The following is a 17,383-nucleotide window of genomic DNA, read 5'->3' as shown; positions in this document are numbered from 1 at the left end:
AAACCAGCTGATAGCTGGTTTTTTATTTAAAGCGATAAATTATACAAAAAGTAAATTAGTTACGCGGCAGTTGAATTTTTTTCTCAGGGCTTTGGCGGTAAAGCACAATTGTGTGGCCAATTGTTTGAAGCTTTGTCGCACCTGTTTCACGAACGATTGCTTCAAAAATAAGCGCTTTGGTTTCACGATCGTCAGTTGGTACTTTAACTTTGATTAATTCGTGAATTTCTAATGCGCTTTGAATTTCCATCACTACGCCTTCGGTTAAACCGTTAGAACCTAGTAAAACTACAGGCTTGAGGCTATGTGCCTCGCCTTTTAAAAACTGCTTTTGTTTATTTGATAATGTCATGTTTATACAAATTTTGCTGAATATGGCTTGAATTAAGGGTATTCTAACGCCATCTAGAGAATATTACTAATTAGTTGCGTGTAATTTATGACAAATAAAAAACAGTCAGCCAGTTCACAGCGATGGTTGAAAGAACATTTTGATGACAAATATGTTCAGGAAGCGCAAAAAAAAGGCTGGCGTTCAAGAGCGGTTTTTAAATTAGATGAAGTACAAAATAGAGATAAGTTACTTCGCCCTGGTATGACTGTGGTGGATTTAGGGGCAGCCCCAGGTAGTTGGTCACAGTATTTAGCCGAAAAAGTAGGTGACAAAGGGCAGGTTGTTGCTTGTGATATTTTACCTATGGACTCTTTAGCCGGTGTAGATTTTTTACAAGGTGATTTTCGCGAAGAAGCCGTGTTAGATGCTTTACTAAAACGCATTGATGGAAAAAATGTTGATGTGGTACTCTCTGATATGGCACCGAATATGAGTGGTAATAACTCAGTAGACCAAGCTGGAAGCATGTACTTAGTTGAGCTTGCGCTAGATATGTGTAATCAAGTTCTAAAGAAAAATGGTGCATTTATTGTTAAGGTTTTCCAAGGAGAAGGCTTTGATCAATACTTGCAGGAAGTACGTAATAGTTTTAAAGCAGTGAAAATACGCAAACCTGATGCCTCACGTGCCCGTTCTCGGGAAGTATATATAGTAGCGACTGGATACAAACTGTAGTACAGTTGCTTGGCGTTTAGTTGAATTTAAATTAATTGGATACAAGAGGTTAACCCCTTGAGCGATATGGCGAAAAATTTAATACTATGGCTGGTCATTGCAGTTGTGCTTATGTCAGTCTTTCAGAGCTTTAATGGTGGCGAGCAAATCGACCGTCAAACAAGTTACAGTCAGTTTGTAAAAGATGCCCGAAATGGCTCAATACAAGAAGTGGCAATAGAGAGCACCAGTGGAACAATCACAGGTACTAAAAATAATGGTGAGCGCTTTCAAACCATTATGCCAATCTACGACAAAGACATTTTAAATGACTTACTTAAAAGTGATGTAAACGTGAAAGGTGTAAAGCCTGAAGAGCAATCATTTTTAGCAAGCATATTTATTTCTTGGTTCCCGATGATACTGCTTATTGGTGTATGGATTTTCTTCATGCGTCAAATGCAAGGCGGTGGCGGCAAAGGCGCTATGTCATTCGGCAAGAGCAAAGCACGTTTAATGAGCGAAGACCAAATTAAAACAACCTTTGCTGATGTTGCTGGTTGTGATGAAGCAAAAGAAGACGTTACCGAATTGGTCGACTTCCTGCGCGACCCGTCTAAATTCCAAAAATTAGGCGGTAGTATACCTAAAGGTGTACTAATGGTTGGCCCACCAGGTACTGGTAAAACATTGCTTGCTAAAGCTGTTGCGGGTGAAGCAAAAGTACCATTTTTCACAATTTCGGGTTCTGACTTTGTTGAAATGTTTGTTGGTGTAGGCGCATCGCGCGTACGTGACATGTTTGAACAAGCCAAAAAAGCAGCGCCTTGTATTATCTTCATCGATGAAATTGATGCAGTAGGTCGTAAACGTGGCGCAGGTATGGGCGGCGGTAACGATGAGCGCGAACAAACATTAAACCAAATGCTTGTAGAAATGGATGGTTTTGGTGGTAACGAAGGCATCATTGTTATTGCTGCGACTAACCGCCCAGACGTACTAGACCCGGCATTACTTCGTCCTGGTCGTTTTGACCGTCAAGTAGAAGTTGGTTTACCTGATATACGCGGTCGTGAACAAATCATTAAAGTGCACATGCGTAAAGTACCATTAGGTGACAACGTTGATGCAGCTGTTATTGCTCGCGGTACACCCGGTTTTTCGGGTGCTGATTTAGCTAACTTAGTTAACGAAGCCGCACTTTACGCGGCACGTGGTAACAAACGTGTTGTAAACATGGCTGAGTTTGATGCTGCTAAAGACAAAATCATGATGGGCGCAGAGCGCAAGACCATGGTGATGAGCGAGCAAGAGAAAGAAATGACGGCATACCACGAAGCCGGCCATGCAATTGTTGGACGCATGGTGCCAGAGCATGACCCTGTTTATAAAGTATCTATCATTCCACGTGGCCGTGCGCTAGGTGTGACTATGTATTTACCAGAGCAAGATCGTGTTAGCCATTCTAAAGAGCTATTAGAATCAATGATTTCTAGCCTTTATGGTGGTCGAATCGCTGAAGCACTTATTTACGGTGCAGACAAAGTGACTACCGGTGCGAGTAACGATATTGAACGTGCAACAGACATAGCACGCAAAATGGTTACACATTGGGGTCTAAGCGAAAAATTAGGACCACTACTTTACGCTGAAGATCAAAACGAAATGTACATGGGTGGTGGCGGTAGTCGTGCATCTAGCATGTCGGATGATACAGCTAAAGTAATTGACGCTGAGGTTCGTTTATTTTCAGATAGAAACTACGAGCGTGCCGAAAAAATATTGAAAGAGAATATTGATATTCTTCACTCAATGAAAGACGCGTTAATGAAATATGAAACGATTGATGCTAAGCAAATTGACGATTTAATGGCGCGTCAGCCAGTGCGTGAGCCACGCGATGCTCATGACCGTCATGAGCCAAAAGCTGCAAAAACAGATTCTGTAAAGGAGCCTGTTAATGATGAAAGCCAATCAACAACAGAATCGTCTAAAAAAGATGAAACAAATGTTGATGACAAAGCTGAATAATCGTTAAAATACTAAAAAAGCCCCGTACTTCGGGGCTTTTTTGTATCGGTTTTAATTTCGCTCTAATTTATAGTTAGAGTGTGTTTGGATGCTGAAATGCAAACAAGGCTCACGATGAATAATGTTATTAATTTACCAAATGGTCGAGAACTAAATTTAATTGAGCCTGTGATTATGGGTATATTAAATGTAACCCCAGATTCATTTTCAGATGGTGGGAAGTTTATAGACCCTAATCTCGCTGTACAGCGCGCAATAAAACTATTAAGTGATGGCGCAAAAATAATAGATATTGGTGGTGAGTCTACTCGCCCTGGTGCTCAGACAGTTAGCCTTGATGATGAGCTTGAACGAGTGGTGCCAATAATAAAAGCAATACGCGCTCAGAGTGATTGTGTTATTTCTGTCGATACGAGTAAAGCTGAGGTGATGAGGCAAGCTATTTTAGCTGGTGCAGATATGGTAAATGATGTTCGCGCATTACAAGAGCCTGACGCACTGAATGTTGTTGCGCAATTTGAAAACATCGCAATTTGCTTAATGCACATGCAGGGTCAGCCCCGAAGTATGCAAACGTCTCCTCAGTATAATGATTTAATGGGCGATATTAATGAGTTTTTTAAAAGTCGCATTAATGCCTGTGAGACAATTGGGATAAAAGCTCAACAGCTTATTCTTGACCCTGGCTTTGGATTTGGAAAAACATTAAGCCATAACTACGAAATTTTAACCAAGTTTAATGATTTTAATAAATTAGGTTTGCCATTATTAGCGGGGTTATCTCGTAAGTCGATGATTGGCAATCTGTTAAACAGAGACACGAGTGAACGAATGGCCGGTAGTTTAGCCGGCGCTCTTATTGCCGCACAAAATGGTGCAAAAATAATTCGTGTTCACGACGTAAAAGAAACTGCAGATGTACTCGGTGTTTACCAAGCGTGCATAAAAGGAATAATAGAATGAAACAAAGAAAGTATTTTGGCACAGATGGCGTGCGTGGTTTAGTGGGGACAGCACCTATAAACCCTGAGTTTGCAATGAAGCTAGGTTGGGCCGCAGGACGTGTATTATCAAAAGGTGGAACCAAAAAAGTTATTATTGGTAAAGACACGCGTATTTCAGGTTACATGCTTGAGACGGCACTTGAAGCGGGTTTAATAGCTGCCGGTATTGATGTTGTTCTGCTTGGCCCAATGCCTACGCCAGCCGTTGCTTATTTAGCACAAACATTTAGGGCTGAGGCCGGTATTGTAATAAGCGCTTCACATAATCCCTATTACGACAACGGCATTAAATTTTTTAATGGTCAAGGCTTAAAGTTGGATGACGCTGTAGAGCTTGAAATAGAGGCCATGCTTGATGAGCAAATGACCTGTGTGGCCTCAGATAAGTTAGGTAAAGCAACACGCTTAGCAAGTGCAGATGGACGTTATATTGAGTTTTGTAAGAGTCAATTTCCACAAGGGTTGTCTTTAGAGGGATTAAAAGTGATTGTAGATTGCGCTAACGGCGCAACATATCATATAGCCCCATCAGTCATGAGAGAGCTCGGCGCCGACGTAATTACTCATGCATGTGAGCCAAATGGTGTAAATATAAACCATGAATGTGGTGCAACTCATGTAGACACGTTAAAACGCAAAGTACTTGAACATAAAGCCGATGTAGGCATAGCTTATGATGGTGACGGCGACCGTGTAATGATGGTTGACCATAATGGCCGTGTATTTGATGGTGACGACTTAGTTTATATAATTGCTTGTCAGGCAGCGAACGATCATATTTTAGGTGGCGGTGTTGTTGGTACTGTTATGTCAAATATGGGCCTTGAAAATGCACTTAAAGCAAAAGGCATTGAGTTTGCTAGAAGCAAAGTTGGCGATCGCTATGTAATGGAATTACTTCAGCAAAAAGGGTGGAAAATTGGCGGAGAGAGCTCAGGGCATGTACTTAATCTAGACTTAATTTCAACGGGTGATGGTATTATATCAAGCTTGCAAGTGCTGGCTGCTATGGTTGCACAAAATAGAACGCTTCAAGATTTAGGCGCCGGGTTTACAAAATACCCAATGAAAATGATTAACGTGCGTTATACACCGGGTACCGATCCTACAACGGCGCCAAAAGTCCTTGCGGCAGTCGAAGAAGTGGAACAAAACTTAGGTAATAAAGGCCGCGTTTTACTCCGTAAATCAGGCACTGAACCTGTCGTTCGTGTTATGGTTGAAGCAGAACAAGAAAAAATAGTATTAGACAGTGCACGTAAGATTGCAGAGATTGTCGAATCTATGAGCAAACAACCTGATTGATAACAATAACCTCTTGTAACTTTGGGCGAGAAAAGTTAATATCTCGCCCGCTTTCTAATGTGGAGTGGAAAATGGCAATACGTAAGGCAATGGTCGCTGGCAATTGGAAAATGAATGGTTCAATAGAGCTAGTCAAAGATATGTCGGATGCTATTAATAGTATTAAATCACCAGAAATAGATGTTATTTTATTTCCTCCATTCCCACTTGTTTCAGCAATGATTGCAAGCGGTGTTAAGACTGGTGCTCAAACTGTATCTGAAAACACGCCAGGCGCTTTTACTGGTGAAGTTGATGCACAACTACTGAAAGACCTTGGCGTAAATTATGTGCTAGTTGGCCATTCAGAGCGTCGTAGTATTTACAACGAAAGAAGCGATGTTATTGCTGATAAATTTGCTAGAGCTCAATCAGCTGGTTTAATACCCGTTCTTTGCGTTGGCGAGAGTGAAACAGAGCAAGAAAGTGGACAAACAGAACATGTAGTTGCTGCTCAAATAGATGCGGTAATTAAAAAATTAGGTGTAGCAGCGCTGAAAGATTCTGTGATAGCATACGAGCCCGTTTGGGCCATAGGCACAGGTAAGACTGCATCGCCAGAACAGGCACAAGCTGTTCACAAATTTATCCGTGACAAAATTGCGTCTTTAGACAGTGATTTAGCACAAGGGCTTACCATCTTATATGGTGGAAGCGTTAACGAAAAAAATAGCGAATTATTATTTGCACAACCAGATATTGATGGTGGCCTAATTGGAGGTGCCAGTCTAAAAGCAGCATCTTTTGCTGCTATCTGTAACAGTGCAAAAGGGACCGTATAAGATGTACGAAATTTTATTAGTAGTTTATTTAGTTGTAGCTTTAGCTTTAGTTGGTATGGTTTTAATCCAACAAGGTAAAGGTGCTGATATGGGGTCATCATTTGGTGCAGGCGCTTCTGGGACTGTGTTTGGTTCTTCAGGTGCTGGTAACTTTATGACAAAGACAACAACAAGCCTAGCGACAGTCTTTTTTGTGTTGAGTATTGTTTTAGGTAATTTAACAGCCGGTCAGATTAAACAGACTGATGAATGGGAAAACCTAGAGGCAGCGCCTGCTATTGAAACAGTAGTCCCAGTTGAAGAAGATGTTCCAGTTACTTCTAATAAAGAAAGTAACTCAGACGTACCAAACTAATACAGTTTACTGTTCAGCTATTTGTTAACCTCAAACAAATAAAATAAGCGAACAAAAATTTAAAATGCGGATGTGGTGGAATTGGTAGACACGCTACCTTGAGGGGGTAGTGCTTTAGGGCGTGGGGGTTCAAGTCCCCCCATCCGCACCAAATTTAAAACCAGTAGCAATTATGCTACTGGTTTTTTTATACCTAAAATTTGCTTTGATTGTTTTTTGCACTTGAAACGTTTGTGTTATAACAATAATTTAGATTCTTTGGTGAAATTTTTAACAGGAAACACATCGTGTACCCAATAAAGTCTATTTATTTGTGTTAATTTCATTTTTTAGCTTAATTAATGATTAAAATGAAAAAAAAACTAGAAATTTTACAAATTTAACTCACACTTATCAGTATTGAGCCGATAATAAATTTAGATAACTCAAAAAGGTAAATAGTATGGCTTCAGGCTTCTCTTTTCAAAACCTAAGCATAACTAAAAAAATACATGCAATAACATGTATTGCAGTTGTTGCTTTTATAATTATGGTATTAATTAATTTTCTTGCCATAGATGATAATAGAGCTTCTTTAGATGAAATGGGCAACTCTTCATATAAGGTTGTAAAGTTAACATCAGCGAACGTAGGGCTGTTAGAAAAACTAGATGAGCTTTACACCCAAGCAGTTACATTTGGCGAGCAAGACTTAATAACTAAAGCTGATGATACTTACAAAACAATTGAATCAAATATAAATTTAATTAAGCAAATGAGTAATGGCTACATTAGCAATGATGTAGTGAAAGAATTAGCCGACTACGAGAAGATATCAGCTACAATTGCTAATGGTATGGTAAATGGCACTGCCGATTTTAGTAAAATTCAGCAGCAAGCCCAGTTAAAAACAAGTCTTTATAGTTCTGTTTTAGAGAGCTTTAAAGCAGCGCAACAAAAAGCTGATAATCGTTTTTTTGAATTAGTTGAAAGCACTAACACACGTTCTGACAATGCACTTACTTTAATGCTTGCTGTGTCTATCGTGTCTTTATTGCTGCTTTTATTTATGGCAATTTGGATTGCTAAAAATATCGGCTCCTCAGCAAGCGATGCTGCAAATAACTTAAGCTTATTAGCGAATGGTAAAGGGTCTTTAAGTACTCAATTAACCGTGAATTCTAAAGATGAAATTGGCCAAGTTTCTATTAACTTTAATGCTTTTATTGCGCTGTTAAAAGAAACCGTACTTGAAGTAATTGCTGTATGTGAACCATTAATGGAAAACTCTACCCGTTTAGTACAGGGTATGGAGCAGGCGGAACGTGCAACAACAAAACAAACAACAGATGCTGAAATTGTTAAGCAATCAATGGAAGAGATGAAGCAAAGCGTTGGTGATATTTCTCAATCTGCAGCAAATGCATCACACGCGGCTGAAACGGCAGAAAAAGAAGTAGAGCAAAGCCGTACCCAGGTACAAATGTCTGTCAATGCATCTCGTACGCTAAGTGATGAAATTAACCAAGCAGCAACAACAATTAATAAACTTGCGGACGATACAAAAAACGTATCACAAATATTGAATGTAATTACTTCAATTGCCGATCAAACCAACTTACTTGCGCTTAATGCGGCTATTGAGGCTGCACGTGCCGGTGAACATGGCCGTGGGTTTGCGGTAGTAGCTGATGAAGTTCGAGAACTTGCTTCACGAACCGCTCATTCAACGAATGAAATACGCGAATTGCTAGGTGCTTTAACTACCGCTGCTAATGATTCGGTTACCGCTATGACTTCAGCTCGAGATATGGCAACAGATAATGCGACAGCGGCTGAAAAAACAGGAATATCAATTGAGAAAATTGCTGAGCAAATGCTAGAAATAAATGGCATGAACTCACAAATAGCAGCAGCAACTGAAGAGCAAACATCGGTTGCAGCCATGGTTGTAGAAAATGTATCTAATATGCATGTTTCTTTTGAAGATACCATGGACTCATTACTGGCTGTAAGAGATGTAGCTAAAAACCTACATTACCTATCAGATAATCTATTAGACGCTACTGCCAAATTCAGAATTGAATAATTAACTTGCACAGCTAAAGTTTCTATAAAGCCTCCTTTTGGAGGCTTTGTTGTTTTGAAATCTAGCTAGTTATGTACTACCAGCCTGCAACAATAGAACAACTTAGAACGTAAGAATGGACACGAGATTACCTTGTTAAGCCAACAGACATAACTTTTTACAGGTACAAAAAAACCACCATTTGGTGGTTTTTTTAATTTACGGGATAACGGCTAAAAGGTCGCAACCACTTTTACATTGTCACTAACTTTTGCGCTATCTACGTAGCCGATAGCATCAGCATTCGCTGCTACAAAATCTATTACAGCTTGATCTGAACCTAATTTCTCTGGAGGTGTCCCTTTACCTGTAAATACAAGTTTAGACCAGTAAGCATTAAGCTGGCTGCTAGATTTACCTACAACTTTATCGTTAAACTCATCTGCTGCAGCGGTGCCATCTTGGTTTACTGGATTTACCTTAGTACCATCACCAAATGACTTGGCTTTACCAAGGTATATCTTTTTAATTGTATCTGCGTCTAGAGCATTTGCGTTACCAGCATTAACTATTACCGCAACTTCTGCAAAAGCATTAATTGAGCACAATGAAAGTGCACTAGCTAAAATTAATTTTTTCATTATATGCTCCAATTAAAATACAAGATCAACGCCAACAGCAACAACATCAGTCTCTGTATCAGTTACATCATCTTCAAAGCGGCTAAAATCAATTTTGAACGCTGCAGAAGGGTGGAAGTCATAACGCGCGCCGATAGTGTATACATTGCTTTGCGCTTGAACACCTGTCAATGCACCGTTTATAGCAGCATTCAGACTTGGTACTGTTGCAATTGGATCGAAGCGAGATGCATCATGTTTGTCGTCATTATCTTCATACGTGAAATGAACTATAACGTCATCCAAGCGATAACCTACAGATGCATAGTATTGTGTTTGCTCAGTCAAAATGCTGTTTTCTACTTCAAATTGTGTATATTCAGCATCAAATAAGAAATTATCGTAATCAATTGAGAAGCCAAGCCCGAAGAAGCTGCTGTCATCTTCGTTTATTGCAATATCGTCAGCTAAAGTATTTAAGCTGTTTGCTCGAAGTGCGGCTTCTAATCCATTTAATGCAGCGCCGCTAGGGTCTGTTCCGTCAAGTGCAAATGATGTTTCTGCAACCAAATATGCAGCACGAACGCTGAACCAGTCATATGCAAGCGTCCAGTTAATGCCAGCAAAATCGTTAAGTTCAGCTTGAGTTTTTTCAGTGATTGCGTTTATTTCACCATCGAAACTACCGTACATGACTTGTACTGTTGAATCCCAATCGCCAAGCTGCGTATTGTGTAATAAGCTTAAACCTTCATAAGTAGAAAAAGGAATGCTATAAACAGACTGAGGCGGGCGAACCCATCGGTAAGCGTAACCTACATCAATAAAATCTGAGTAACGGTAAAATGGTACGCGCATTTTCCCCGCGCTAATTTGTAACTCGTCGCTTAGTTCATAAGTTACGTAGGCCCATTCAAACTCTGCGTCGAAATCATTATCACCACGAGCAACAATTTGAGCTGTTGCCGTTAGCTTCTCCATTAGGTCTGCTGATAGCTGTAATGCAAAAATACTTTCATTTTTAAATGAAATGTCATCATCATATCCATATAAGGTGCTGTCACTATCAAGGCTCTTTCCACCGACAATTGATGCAAAGCCATTAATTCGAACTTCGGCGCTAGCATAGTTTGTTGCTAAAGCCGCACATAATGCTACTGCTACAGATAGCTTTTTCATATGTATTTCCTATTAGTTAATTAGATGTTGATTCAGACGTATTATAGAAGTGAAATAGAGCTATATCTAATCAATTTAGCAAGTTAGTAGTAAAAATCGATTAATTTAATGCTTTTTTATTATTTTTTAAGGGGGGATGCCTGACATTATTAATGCAGGTTGCTGATTTTAAGTAAAATATCAAAATAAGTTGCAGCCAATTAAATTTGAGAGCGTATATTTATAGCGTGAGGTTTTATGCAGTAATTGCATAAGAAGTAAGTATCGCTGCAACGTGTTAACTTTTCCTCCGTTAGGTACATTTTTACTTTTATCAAAAAATAAATACATAAATTCACAATTGTGTAATATAATGCCCTTCCAGAGGAAAGATGCTACCACGCATCTTTTTTTATGCCCAAAACTTACTGGTTGCACCAGTAAATGCATAATAAATAATTTACGGTATCCTTTGGAGAATATTTTGAAACTACGCAAACTCTCACAGTTAAGCCTAGCAATAGTTGCTGCCCTGACTACCTCAGTAAACGCTGAAGAAACCAAAACAACAGCAAAGCAAGATGCGTTTGAAAAAATCGAAGTTACTGCTCGTAAACGTACAGAGAGCTTGTTTGAATCTCCAACCGCTATCACATCAATTGGTGCTAATTTAATTGATAAAGCCAATATGAGTAACCTTGAAGATATTGGTAAATACGTTCCAAATTTAAACATCACACGTTACGGTGTAGGTAACGCAGCACATGCTTCGGTATTTATTCGTGGTATTGGCTTGCAAGATCACATTATTACTACTGACCCAGGTGTGGGTGTATACCTTGATGGGGTTTACTTAGGTCGTCAAATGGGGTCTAACTTATCATTACCAAATGTTGAGCGTGTTGAAGTACTGCGCGGCCCACAGGGTACCTTATATGGCCGTAACACGTTAGGTGGCGCAGTAAACGTTATTACAAAACAGCCGGGCGATGAAGGTATTTTAACAACGTCTGCAAAGTTAGGTAGCCGTGGCCGTATTGCAGGCGATGTGTACTTTAATAACTCATTAAATGATGAGTTAAGTATGTCAGCAAGTGCGTCATACAAAACACGTGACGGCGTTGGCGAAGCAGTAAATCTAGCGAACCCAGAAAAAGAAATTGGTGAAGAAGAAGAGTTTAGCGGCCGCGTAGCCCTTAAATGGCAGGCTAATAGCGATTTAGTGTTTACTTTTTCACTTGATGGTGTTGATAACGAGTCGGGTCAATCTCCTTACACTATTGAGTTAACTGAGCCGCTTGATGCAAATGATGTATTTAATGGTGACTTCCCTTTATTAACACAGGACATGATCCCATCAGACCCTGATGATCTAGGTACTACCGTTGCTGGTATTGAATCTACGTCTTACTCAGGGTGGGGTACGTCATTTACTGCTGATTGGGCAATCGATGATACGTACACAGCTAAATTTATTTCAAGTTACCGTACTTCTGAATACGAAGGTGGTCTTGATGATGATGCGTCACCTCTTAACTTATCTGAGTTCCCTGAAGAGGGTGGTGCAGACCAGTACTCGTTTGAAATCCAGCTAAATGCTACATACGATAATATGGACTTTGTATCAGGCCTTTACTTTTTTAATGAAGACGGTTTCACTCGTTCTGGTCCATTTGTATTTAGCCCATTCAACACACCTAATGGTTTATTAAACGATGGTGTTACACCTTCATTTGGTGGCTATGGTGACTTTGAAATAAACCAAGAAACAAATTCATACGCTGTATACTTTAATACAAGTTACGATTTAACAGATGATTTAAGTATTGGTGGTGGCCTTCGATACTCAAAAGATGAGAAAGATGCCGATGCGATTTTCCCTACATTTGCTGAACGTAAATACGTAAGTGCAGAGTTTGACGCTGTGACGTGGGATATTAATGCATCTTACCAAATCAGTAACAACATGAACGTTTATGGTCAAATTCAAAAAGGTTATCAAACTGGTGGCTTCCCACCACGTCCATTTGGTGGACCTGATCAGTTTGTGTCGTTCGACGAAACTAAAGCCGTTAACTACGAAATGGGCTTGAAAGGCCAGGTACACGAAAACGTATCTATGATGTTAGCGGTATTTGTTACTGATTACACTGATTTAGCACTTCCGTTTTCAGATCCAACAGCGGGTGGTGGTTTTGTAACTATTGTTGAAAATGCGGGTCAATCAAAAGCACAAGGTATAGAGCTTGAAACCACCGTTGCTATCACTGACGACTTTACAATAAGAAGTGCGGTAGGTTACTTAGATTCAGAAATTACAGAGGTTGATTCCGGCGTTCAAGGTATTGGTAAAGGTGATTCACCGGCTTTAACACCTCGCTGGACTGTAATGGTTGCCCCATCATACTTTATGGATTTAGACAGTGGTGCAACGGTTGCACTAAATGCTAATTATTCATACCGTAGTGAAATGCAAGGTCAGTCAGTATATAGCCAAAGTGAAACAATTGATTCGCGTGAGTTAGTTGGCTTTAACATCTCTTACACTAACGCATATGGCGATATGGAAGTAACACTTTATGGCGAAAACGTTCTGAATGAAGTATACGATGTAGGTCGTTTACAACAATCAGGCTTTGTTGGTGTTATGAGAAGCAACGACCGTAGTGAATTTGGTTTAAAATTCAAAAAAGATTTTGAGTTATAAACTTAAGTTTGCGTAAAAATACAATGTAATTTAAACATTATATTTTATTTTGCTAAAAAGGCCGGATCAGTTTTTGATTCGGCCTTTTTAGTTTGTGCAAAGGTCTGGTTGTTCGATACAATAGCGCCCTTAATTGCCAAATGGACTCTGTGATGAAAATTCTTGCCGATCAAAACATGCCTTTAGTTGAGCAGTACTTTTCAGGTTTTGGTGAGGTTGAGCGGTTTGATGGACGTAACTTAAAACCTGACCAGCTGATAGACGTAGAAGTATTACTCACACGATCAGTTACCAATGTTACTAGTGAGTTATTAGCAAAAGCGAATAATTTAAGTTTTGTTGGCACAGCCACTATTGGAATTGACCATATAGACACACAGCTGCTAAAAGAAAGAAATATCACATTTACTAGTGCGCCTGGTTGTAATGCCATTGCTGTTGCAGAGTATGTTATTAGCAGCTTATTTGCGTTAAGCCAAGAAAACGCCCGCCCATTAACAGGCCAAACTATTGGCATAGTAGGGGTCGGGAGTATTGGCAGTTGTTTGGCTAAAAAGTTAAAAGCATTAAATGTAAAGCTGCTTTTGTGCGATCCATTAAAACATGCACAAGGGTTATTAAATGAGCATTTAGAGTTAGATGAACTACTTGCACAATCAGATATTGTAACTTTCCATGTGCCACTTGTTAAAAAAGGGCCTCATAAAACACTTCACATGATGGATAAAGTAAGGCTTAACGCCTTAAAACCGGGTACTACGATAATTAATGCCAGCCGAGGGGATGTTATTGACAATAGTGCTTTACTAGATTTAATGGAAGCAGGGGCCGATTTAGATTTAGTGCTTGATGTGTGGGAAAATGAACCTAATATTTTAACAGATTTACTTGCACATGTACGCTATGCCAGTGTACACATTGCAGGCCATACCTTAGAGGGTAAGGCAAGAGGTACACAAATGCTGTATCAAAAGCTATGCGAACTCAAAGGCGTTGAAGCTATGAAATCGTTAGGCGATTTTTTACCGGTACCAGCTATTACGCAGGCCACTGTTAGTTCAAGTTTCACAGAGCTAGACATAGCACGTTTAGTGCATACAATTTACGATGTACGAAGAGATGATGGGATTTTACTTCGTCATATAGAGTCTCATGGCTTTGATAGTTTACGTAAAAACTATCCTGTAAGAAGAGAATTTAGCACCTTAACCGTTAAAGGTGATGGCCCGCAGTTAGCTGCCTTAGGCCAACTTGGTTTTACATTAACCAACTAATTATTAATATAACGGTGTTTTAATATCGTTTAAAAAGGAAAAAATATGTCGCAAAAATATAACGTTGCCGTACTTGGTGCTACTGGTTTAGTAGGGCGTCAAATTATCGAAACATTAGCAGATCGTAAATTTCCGGTTGATCAGCTATTTTTGCTTGCGAGCAGCCGCAGTGCAGGTGAAGATATTAAGTTTCGTGGTGAGACAATTGAAGTACAAGACGTTGAAGGCTTTGATTTTAGCCAAGCACATATTGGATTGTTTTCTGCCGGTGGGAGTGTATCAGAAAAATATGCCCCAATTGCAGCAGACGCAGGGTGTATAGTCATCGATAATACTTCACATTTTAGAAATGATTTTGAAATTCCCCTTGTTGTCCCAGAAGTGAATGCCTCAAGTCTTGCCGACTTTAGAAATCGTAATATTATTGCAAACCCAAATTGTTCAACTATTCAAATGATGTTGGCATTAAAGCCAATTTACGATGCGTATGGTATTGATCGAATAAATGTATCAACTTACCAAGCGGTATCAGGGGCTGGGAAAGAAGCTGTTGATGAGTTAGCAAAGCAAACAGCTAACTTGATGAATGCACGCCCAATGGATAATCAAATATTTCCTAAGCAAATAGCCTTTAATGTTATTCCGCAAATAGATAGCTTTGAAGATAACGGCTATACCCGCGAAGAAATGAAAATGGTAAACGAAACGCACAAAATATTAGGTGATACAACAATCGCAATAAACCCAACGTGTGTGCGTGTTCCTGTGTTTTTTGGTCATTCTGAATCTATTAATATTGAAACACGTATGCAATACGACTTCGAACACGTTAAACAGCTGTTAAATGATGCACCAGGCGTTGAGCTAATTGACGATGAAGGTGATTATCCAACAGCCGTTTCCGATGCCAGTGGCAACGATACTGTATATGTTGGCCGTTTGCGCGCTGATATTTCACACCCTCATGGCTTAAATATGTGGGTTGTTAGTGATAATACCCGCAAGGGTGCTGCAACCAATAGTGTTCAAATAGCTGAAGAGTTAATAGAAAATTATATGTAACATTTTAAATGTTAAGCACTCTTTAAAAGCGGTAAGCACTATGTGTTTGCCGCTTTTTGTTTAAATAGAGCGCCACTTTTTTGCCGTTTTTTATAATATTTAATAAAGTTACTGATAATACTCAATAAATCAATATTAAAAATGTGTTGTTAAGGCATTTCTTTTCAATGTGTTGCAATGGATATTGTGCCCTAAGTGGTTTATAGTTTGTAATTGGAATAGAGCTTGCAACAAAAATAGATTGTAATAACAAATGTGAGTCAGTCATTAGACTGATAAGGCAAGAGTAATCAATGTTTACGCACCTATTTAAGGGTGCTTTGTAACATTTAGACATTAAAGGATCAGCATGCGCGGTTTGGCTATACTTATAATATTAGCGTCTGCACTGGTAGTAACGCCTGTATATACACAAGATAGTACCCAATTAAAGGGGCCTAAAGGCGTTGACTATGGTGCTCAAGGGCGGTCTATTGGTCCGATTAAACCCACCGATACACTTTGGCGCATAGCCGTAAAAGTGCGTCCAGATAACTCTGTAAGTATTTATCAAGTTATGCAGGCTTTGTATAACAAAAATCCCGACTCATTTTTAGATCAAAACCTCAATCATATGCGAAGTGGGGCCTATTTAAAAATACCCACTTTATCTGAAATTAGACGTGTGAATACTCAACTAGCTAGGCAGCGTTCTGAGCAAGATGACGAGTTATGGGAAAAGAAAAAAAACGGAACACTTACACAAACAGAAATAACATCAGCTCAAACACAAGTTACACAAGCGCGTAAAGTTGATGTAGACGACGCCAAAAAAGAGTTACAAAAAGAAATAAAAGAAATCAAAACCGACCAAACTAATAAATTAGTTGAGTTACAGCAACAGTTTAAAAGTTCAGTAACAAATGTTGAAGAGATTTTAGTTGAGAATAATAACCTTAAAAAACAGCTGACTGGAATTTCTAAAGAGCTCGAAAATGTTCGCCAACAATTAGGGCAAGATAGTGAAATACAGCTGCAGCTAAAGGAATTAATACTAAAACAAAATGAAATAATTGCCCAGCAAAAAGCTAAAGAGGTTGAACCTCAAAGCAGTTTTGACTTATTAGCCTTGTTGTCAAACCCAATTGTGCTTGGGCTGTTAATGTTCATTCCCGGATTATTGATTATCTTTGCAATTGTTATGTTTCTTCGCAAAAGAAAAGGCAATCAAGAAGAGTCTCAAGCAGATGATGAATTTTTACCGCAAACTCCAACTTATTCTAATGAGGATGACTTAGCAACTGATACACTTGATGACCCAATCATTCCAGATCCATTGGATGACTTGAGCGTTCAATTAGATGATCACCTCGAAGGTGACATGCTTCCAGATGATGATTTATTAGAAGATGACTCAGACGAACTTGATGATTCAGATAACTTACTTGATCAAGACGAGTTAGAAGGCCTTCTTAGCGACGATATTGTTTTTGATGATGAAAGTGACGAAGACGATGAAGTCGATATTTTCACGCAACAAGGATTTGACGACAGTGCTGATGATAGCTTGGACGATATTGATTTAGATTTAGACCAAGAACCGTCTGGCACTGATGATATTTTAAGTAATGATGACTTAGATAGCCTATTTGACGAAGATGACAGCTTACCTGAGTTTGATTCACCAGCAGAAAAAGAGCCACAAAGTGATAGTTTAGAATCTAACGATGAAATGGCAGCATTGAGCGAAGAGCTTGCGACCGATGATTTTGATATAGATGATTTACTTGATCAAACGAGTGCCGAACCAGTAGACACGTCTGATAAAACTTCTGAAGAAAGTGACGATTTTGACTTAGACGATATCGACAGCTTAATTGATGAAGCAAATGATGATTCAGCTAATGAAACGCAAACAGAGTCGTTAGTTGAAGAAAGTGATGACTTTGATTTGGACGATATCGACAGCTTA

14 protein-coding genes and 1 tRNA gene are annotated in these 17,383 nt (G+C 39.2%); 12 read left to right on the top strand and 3 right to left on the bottom strand.

The genetic code is table 11. The annotated features are described in order from the left end of the window. Positions 1 to 55: 55 nt before the first annotated feature. The gene (yhbY, locus tag R0J88_RS15800) at positions 56 to 352 is read right to left on the bottom strand and encodes a ribosome assembly RNA-binding protein YhbY (protein ID WP_006793908.1); all 297 of its coding nucleotides are present in this window, start codon (positions 350 to 352) and stop codon (positions 56 to 58) included. 87 nt (positions 353 to 439) lie between these two features. Here yhbY and rlmE point away from each other — a divergent pair, with 87 nt between their 5' ends. The 8 genes from rlmE to R0J88_RS15760 all read left to right on the top strand — a co-directional run bounded on the left by rlmE (position 440) and on the right by R0J88_RS15760 (position 8,632). Continuing rightward, on the top strand, positions 440 to 1,069 hold the full coding sequence (rlmE, locus tag R0J88_RS15795) for a 23S rRNA (uridine(2552)-2'-O)-methyltransferase RlmE (RefSeq protein ID WP_006793907.1): 630 nt from the start codon (positions 440 to 442) through the stop codon (positions 1,067 to 1,069). A 66-nt stretch (positions 1,070 to 1,135) separates the two neighbouring features. Continuing rightward, positions 1,136 to 3,079, top strand: a complete 1,944-nt coding sequence (gene ftsH / locus R0J88_RS15790; RefSeq protein ID WP_410900416.1) for an ATP-dependent zinc metalloprotease FtsH — start codon at positions 1,136 to 1,138, stop codon at positions 3,077 to 3,079. Positions 3,080 to 3,193: 114 nt separating this feature from the next. Next, complete coding sequence (gene folP / locus R0J88_RS15785; RefSeq protein ID WP_410900401.1) at positions 3,194 to 4,042, top strand: dihydropteroate synthase; 849 nt, start codon at positions 3,194 to 3,196, stop codon at positions 4,040 to 4,042. Then, positions 4,039 to 5,388 carry a phosphoglucosamine mutase gene (gene glmM / locus R0J88_RS15780; RefSeq protein WP_410900400.1) on the top strand — a complete coding sequence of 450 codons (1,350 nt, stop codon included), beginning with the start codon at positions 4,039 to 4,041 and terminating at the stop codon, positions 5,386 to 5,388. The genes folP and glmM overlap by 4 nt, the downstream gene beginning before the upstream one ends. A 71-nt stretch (positions 5,389 to 5,459) precedes the next feature. Further along, positions 5,460 to 6,209: a triose-phosphate isomerase gene (gene tpiA, locus R0J88_RS15775; RefSeq protein ID WP_410900399.1), complete on the top strand. Its 750-nt coding sequence runs from the start codon at positions 5,460 to 5,462 to the stop codon at positions 6,207 to 6,209. Between the two features lies 1 nt (position 6,210). Next, a complete protein-coding gene (gene secG, locus R0J88_RS15770; protein ID WP_006793902.1) occupies positions 6,211 to 6,564 on the top strand; it encodes a preprotein translocase subunit SecG in 354 nt (117 codons plus the stop codon). A 66-nt stretch (positions 6,565 to 6,630) separates the two neighbouring features. After that, positions 6,631 to 6,715 (top strand) — tRNA-Leu (locus R0J88_RS15765). A gap of 291 nt (positions 6,716 to 7,006) precedes the next feature. Continuing rightward, positions 7,007 to 8,632, top strand: a complete 1,626-nt coding sequence (locus tag R0J88_RS15760) for a methyl-accepting chemotaxis protein (RefSeq protein WP_350654705.1) — start codon at positions 7,007 to 7,009, stop codon at positions 8,630 to 8,632. A 212-nt stretch (positions 8,633 to 8,844) separates the two neighbouring features. On the opposite strand, the gene R0J88_RS15755 is transcribed toward R0J88_RS15760, so the two are convergent. Then, positions 8,845 to 9,252 (bottom strand): phosphate ABC transporter substrate-binding protein, encoded by a 408-nt coding sequence (locus R0J88_RS15755; protein ID WP_350654703.1) that lies wholly within the window; start codon positions 9,250 to 9,252, stop codon positions 8,845 to 8,847. 12 nt (positions 9,253 to 9,264) lie between these two features. Next, positions 9,265 to 10,410, bottom strand: coding sequence for a porin (locus R0J88_RS15750; RefSeq protein ID WP_350654701.1), 1,146 nt, complete (start codon positions 10,408 to 10,410; stop codon positions 9,265 to 9,267). 463 nt (positions 10,411 to 10,873) lie between these two features. Between R0J88_RS15750 and R0J88_RS15745 the strand changes: the two genes are divergently transcribed. The 4 genes from R0J88_RS15745 to R0J88_RS15730 form a co-directional block, all read left to right on the top strand. Next, on the top strand, positions 10,874 to 13,096 hold the full coding sequence (locus R0J88_RS15745) for a TonB-dependent receptor (RefSeq protein WP_410900398.1): 2,223 nt from the start codon (positions 10,874 to 10,876) through the stop codon (positions 13,094 to 13,096). Positions 13,097 to 13,248: 152 nt separating this feature from the next. Then, a complete protein-coding gene (locus R0J88_RS15740) occupies positions 13,249 to 14,370 on the top strand; it encodes a 4-phosphoerythronate dehydrogenase (RefSeq protein WP_410900397.1) in 1,122 nt (373 codons plus the stop codon). 45 nt (positions 14,371 to 14,415) lie between these two features. Then, complete coding sequence (locus tag R0J88_RS15735) at positions 14,416 to 15,432, top strand: aspartate-semialdehyde dehydrogenase (protein WP_410900396.1); 1,017 nt, start codon at positions 14,416 to 14,418, stop codon at positions 15,430 to 15,432. Positions 15,433 to 15,781: 349 nt separating this feature from the next. After that, positions 15,782 to 17,383: FimV/HubP family polar landmark protein (locus R0J88_RS15730; protein ID WP_410900395.1), on the top strand; the 1,602-nt coding region annotated here is incomplete at its 3' end.

Origin of the sequence: Pseudoalteromonas sp. SIMBA_162 (genome assembly GCF_046535955.1) — a bacterium.
GTDB classification, from domain to species: Bacteria; Pseudomonadota; Gammaproteobacteria; order Enterobacterales; family Alteromonadaceae; genus Pseudoalteromonas; species Pseudoalteromonas marina.
This window is presented reverse-complemented; position numbering and strand designations above follow the sequence as displayed.

What these genes read in the sequence shown, in the direction of transcription:
- yhbY (WP_006793908.1), bottom strand. Translation starts at nt 352, where the DNA reads ATGACATTATCAAATAAACAAAAGCAGTTTTTAAAAGGCGAGGCACAT.
- rlmE (WP_006793907.1), top strand. Translation starts at nt 440, where the DNA reads ATGACAAATAAAAAACAGTCAGCCAGTTCACAGCGATGGTTGAAAGAA.
- ftsH (WP_410900416.1), top strand. Translation starts at nt 1,136, where the DNA reads ATGGCGAAAAATTTAATACTATGGCTGGTCATTGCAGTTGTGCTTATG.
- folP (WP_410900401.1), top strand. Translation starts at nt 3,194, where the DNA reads ATGAATAATGTTATTAATTTACCAAATGGTCGAGAACTAAATTTAATT.
- glmM (WP_410900400.1), top strand. Translation starts at nt 4,039, where the DNA reads ATGAAACAAAGAAAGTATTTTGGCACAGATGGCGTGCGTGGTTTAGTG.
- tpiA (WP_410900399.1), top strand. Translation starts at nt 5,460, where the DNA reads ATGGCAATACGTAAGGCAATGGTCGCTGGCAATTGGAAAATGAATGGT.
- secG (WP_006793902.1), top strand. Translation starts at nt 6,211, where the DNA reads ATGTACGAAATTTTATTAGTAGTTTATTTAGTTGTAGCTTTAGCTTTA.
- R0J88_RS15760 (WP_350654705.1), top strand. Translation starts at nt 7,007, where the DNA reads ATGGCTTCAGGCTTCTCTTTTCAAAACCTAAGCATAACTAAAAAAATA.
- R0J88_RS15755 (WP_350654703.1), bottom strand. Translation starts at nt 9,252, where the DNA reads ATGAAAAAATTAATTTTAGCTAGTGCACTTTCATTGTGCTCAATTAAT.
- R0J88_RS15750 (WP_350654701.1), bottom strand. Translation starts at nt 10,410, where the DNA reads ATGAAAAAGCTATCTGTAGCAGTAGCATTATGTGCGGCTTTAGCAACA.
- R0J88_RS15740 (WP_410900397.1), top strand. Translation starts at nt 13,249, where the DNA reads ATGAAAATTCTTGCCGATCAAAACATGCCTTTAGTTGAGCAGTACTTT.
- R0J88_RS15735 (WP_410900396.1), top strand. Translation starts at nt 14,416, where the DNA reads ATGTCGCAAAAATATAACGTTGCCGTACTTGGTGCTACTGGTTTAGTA.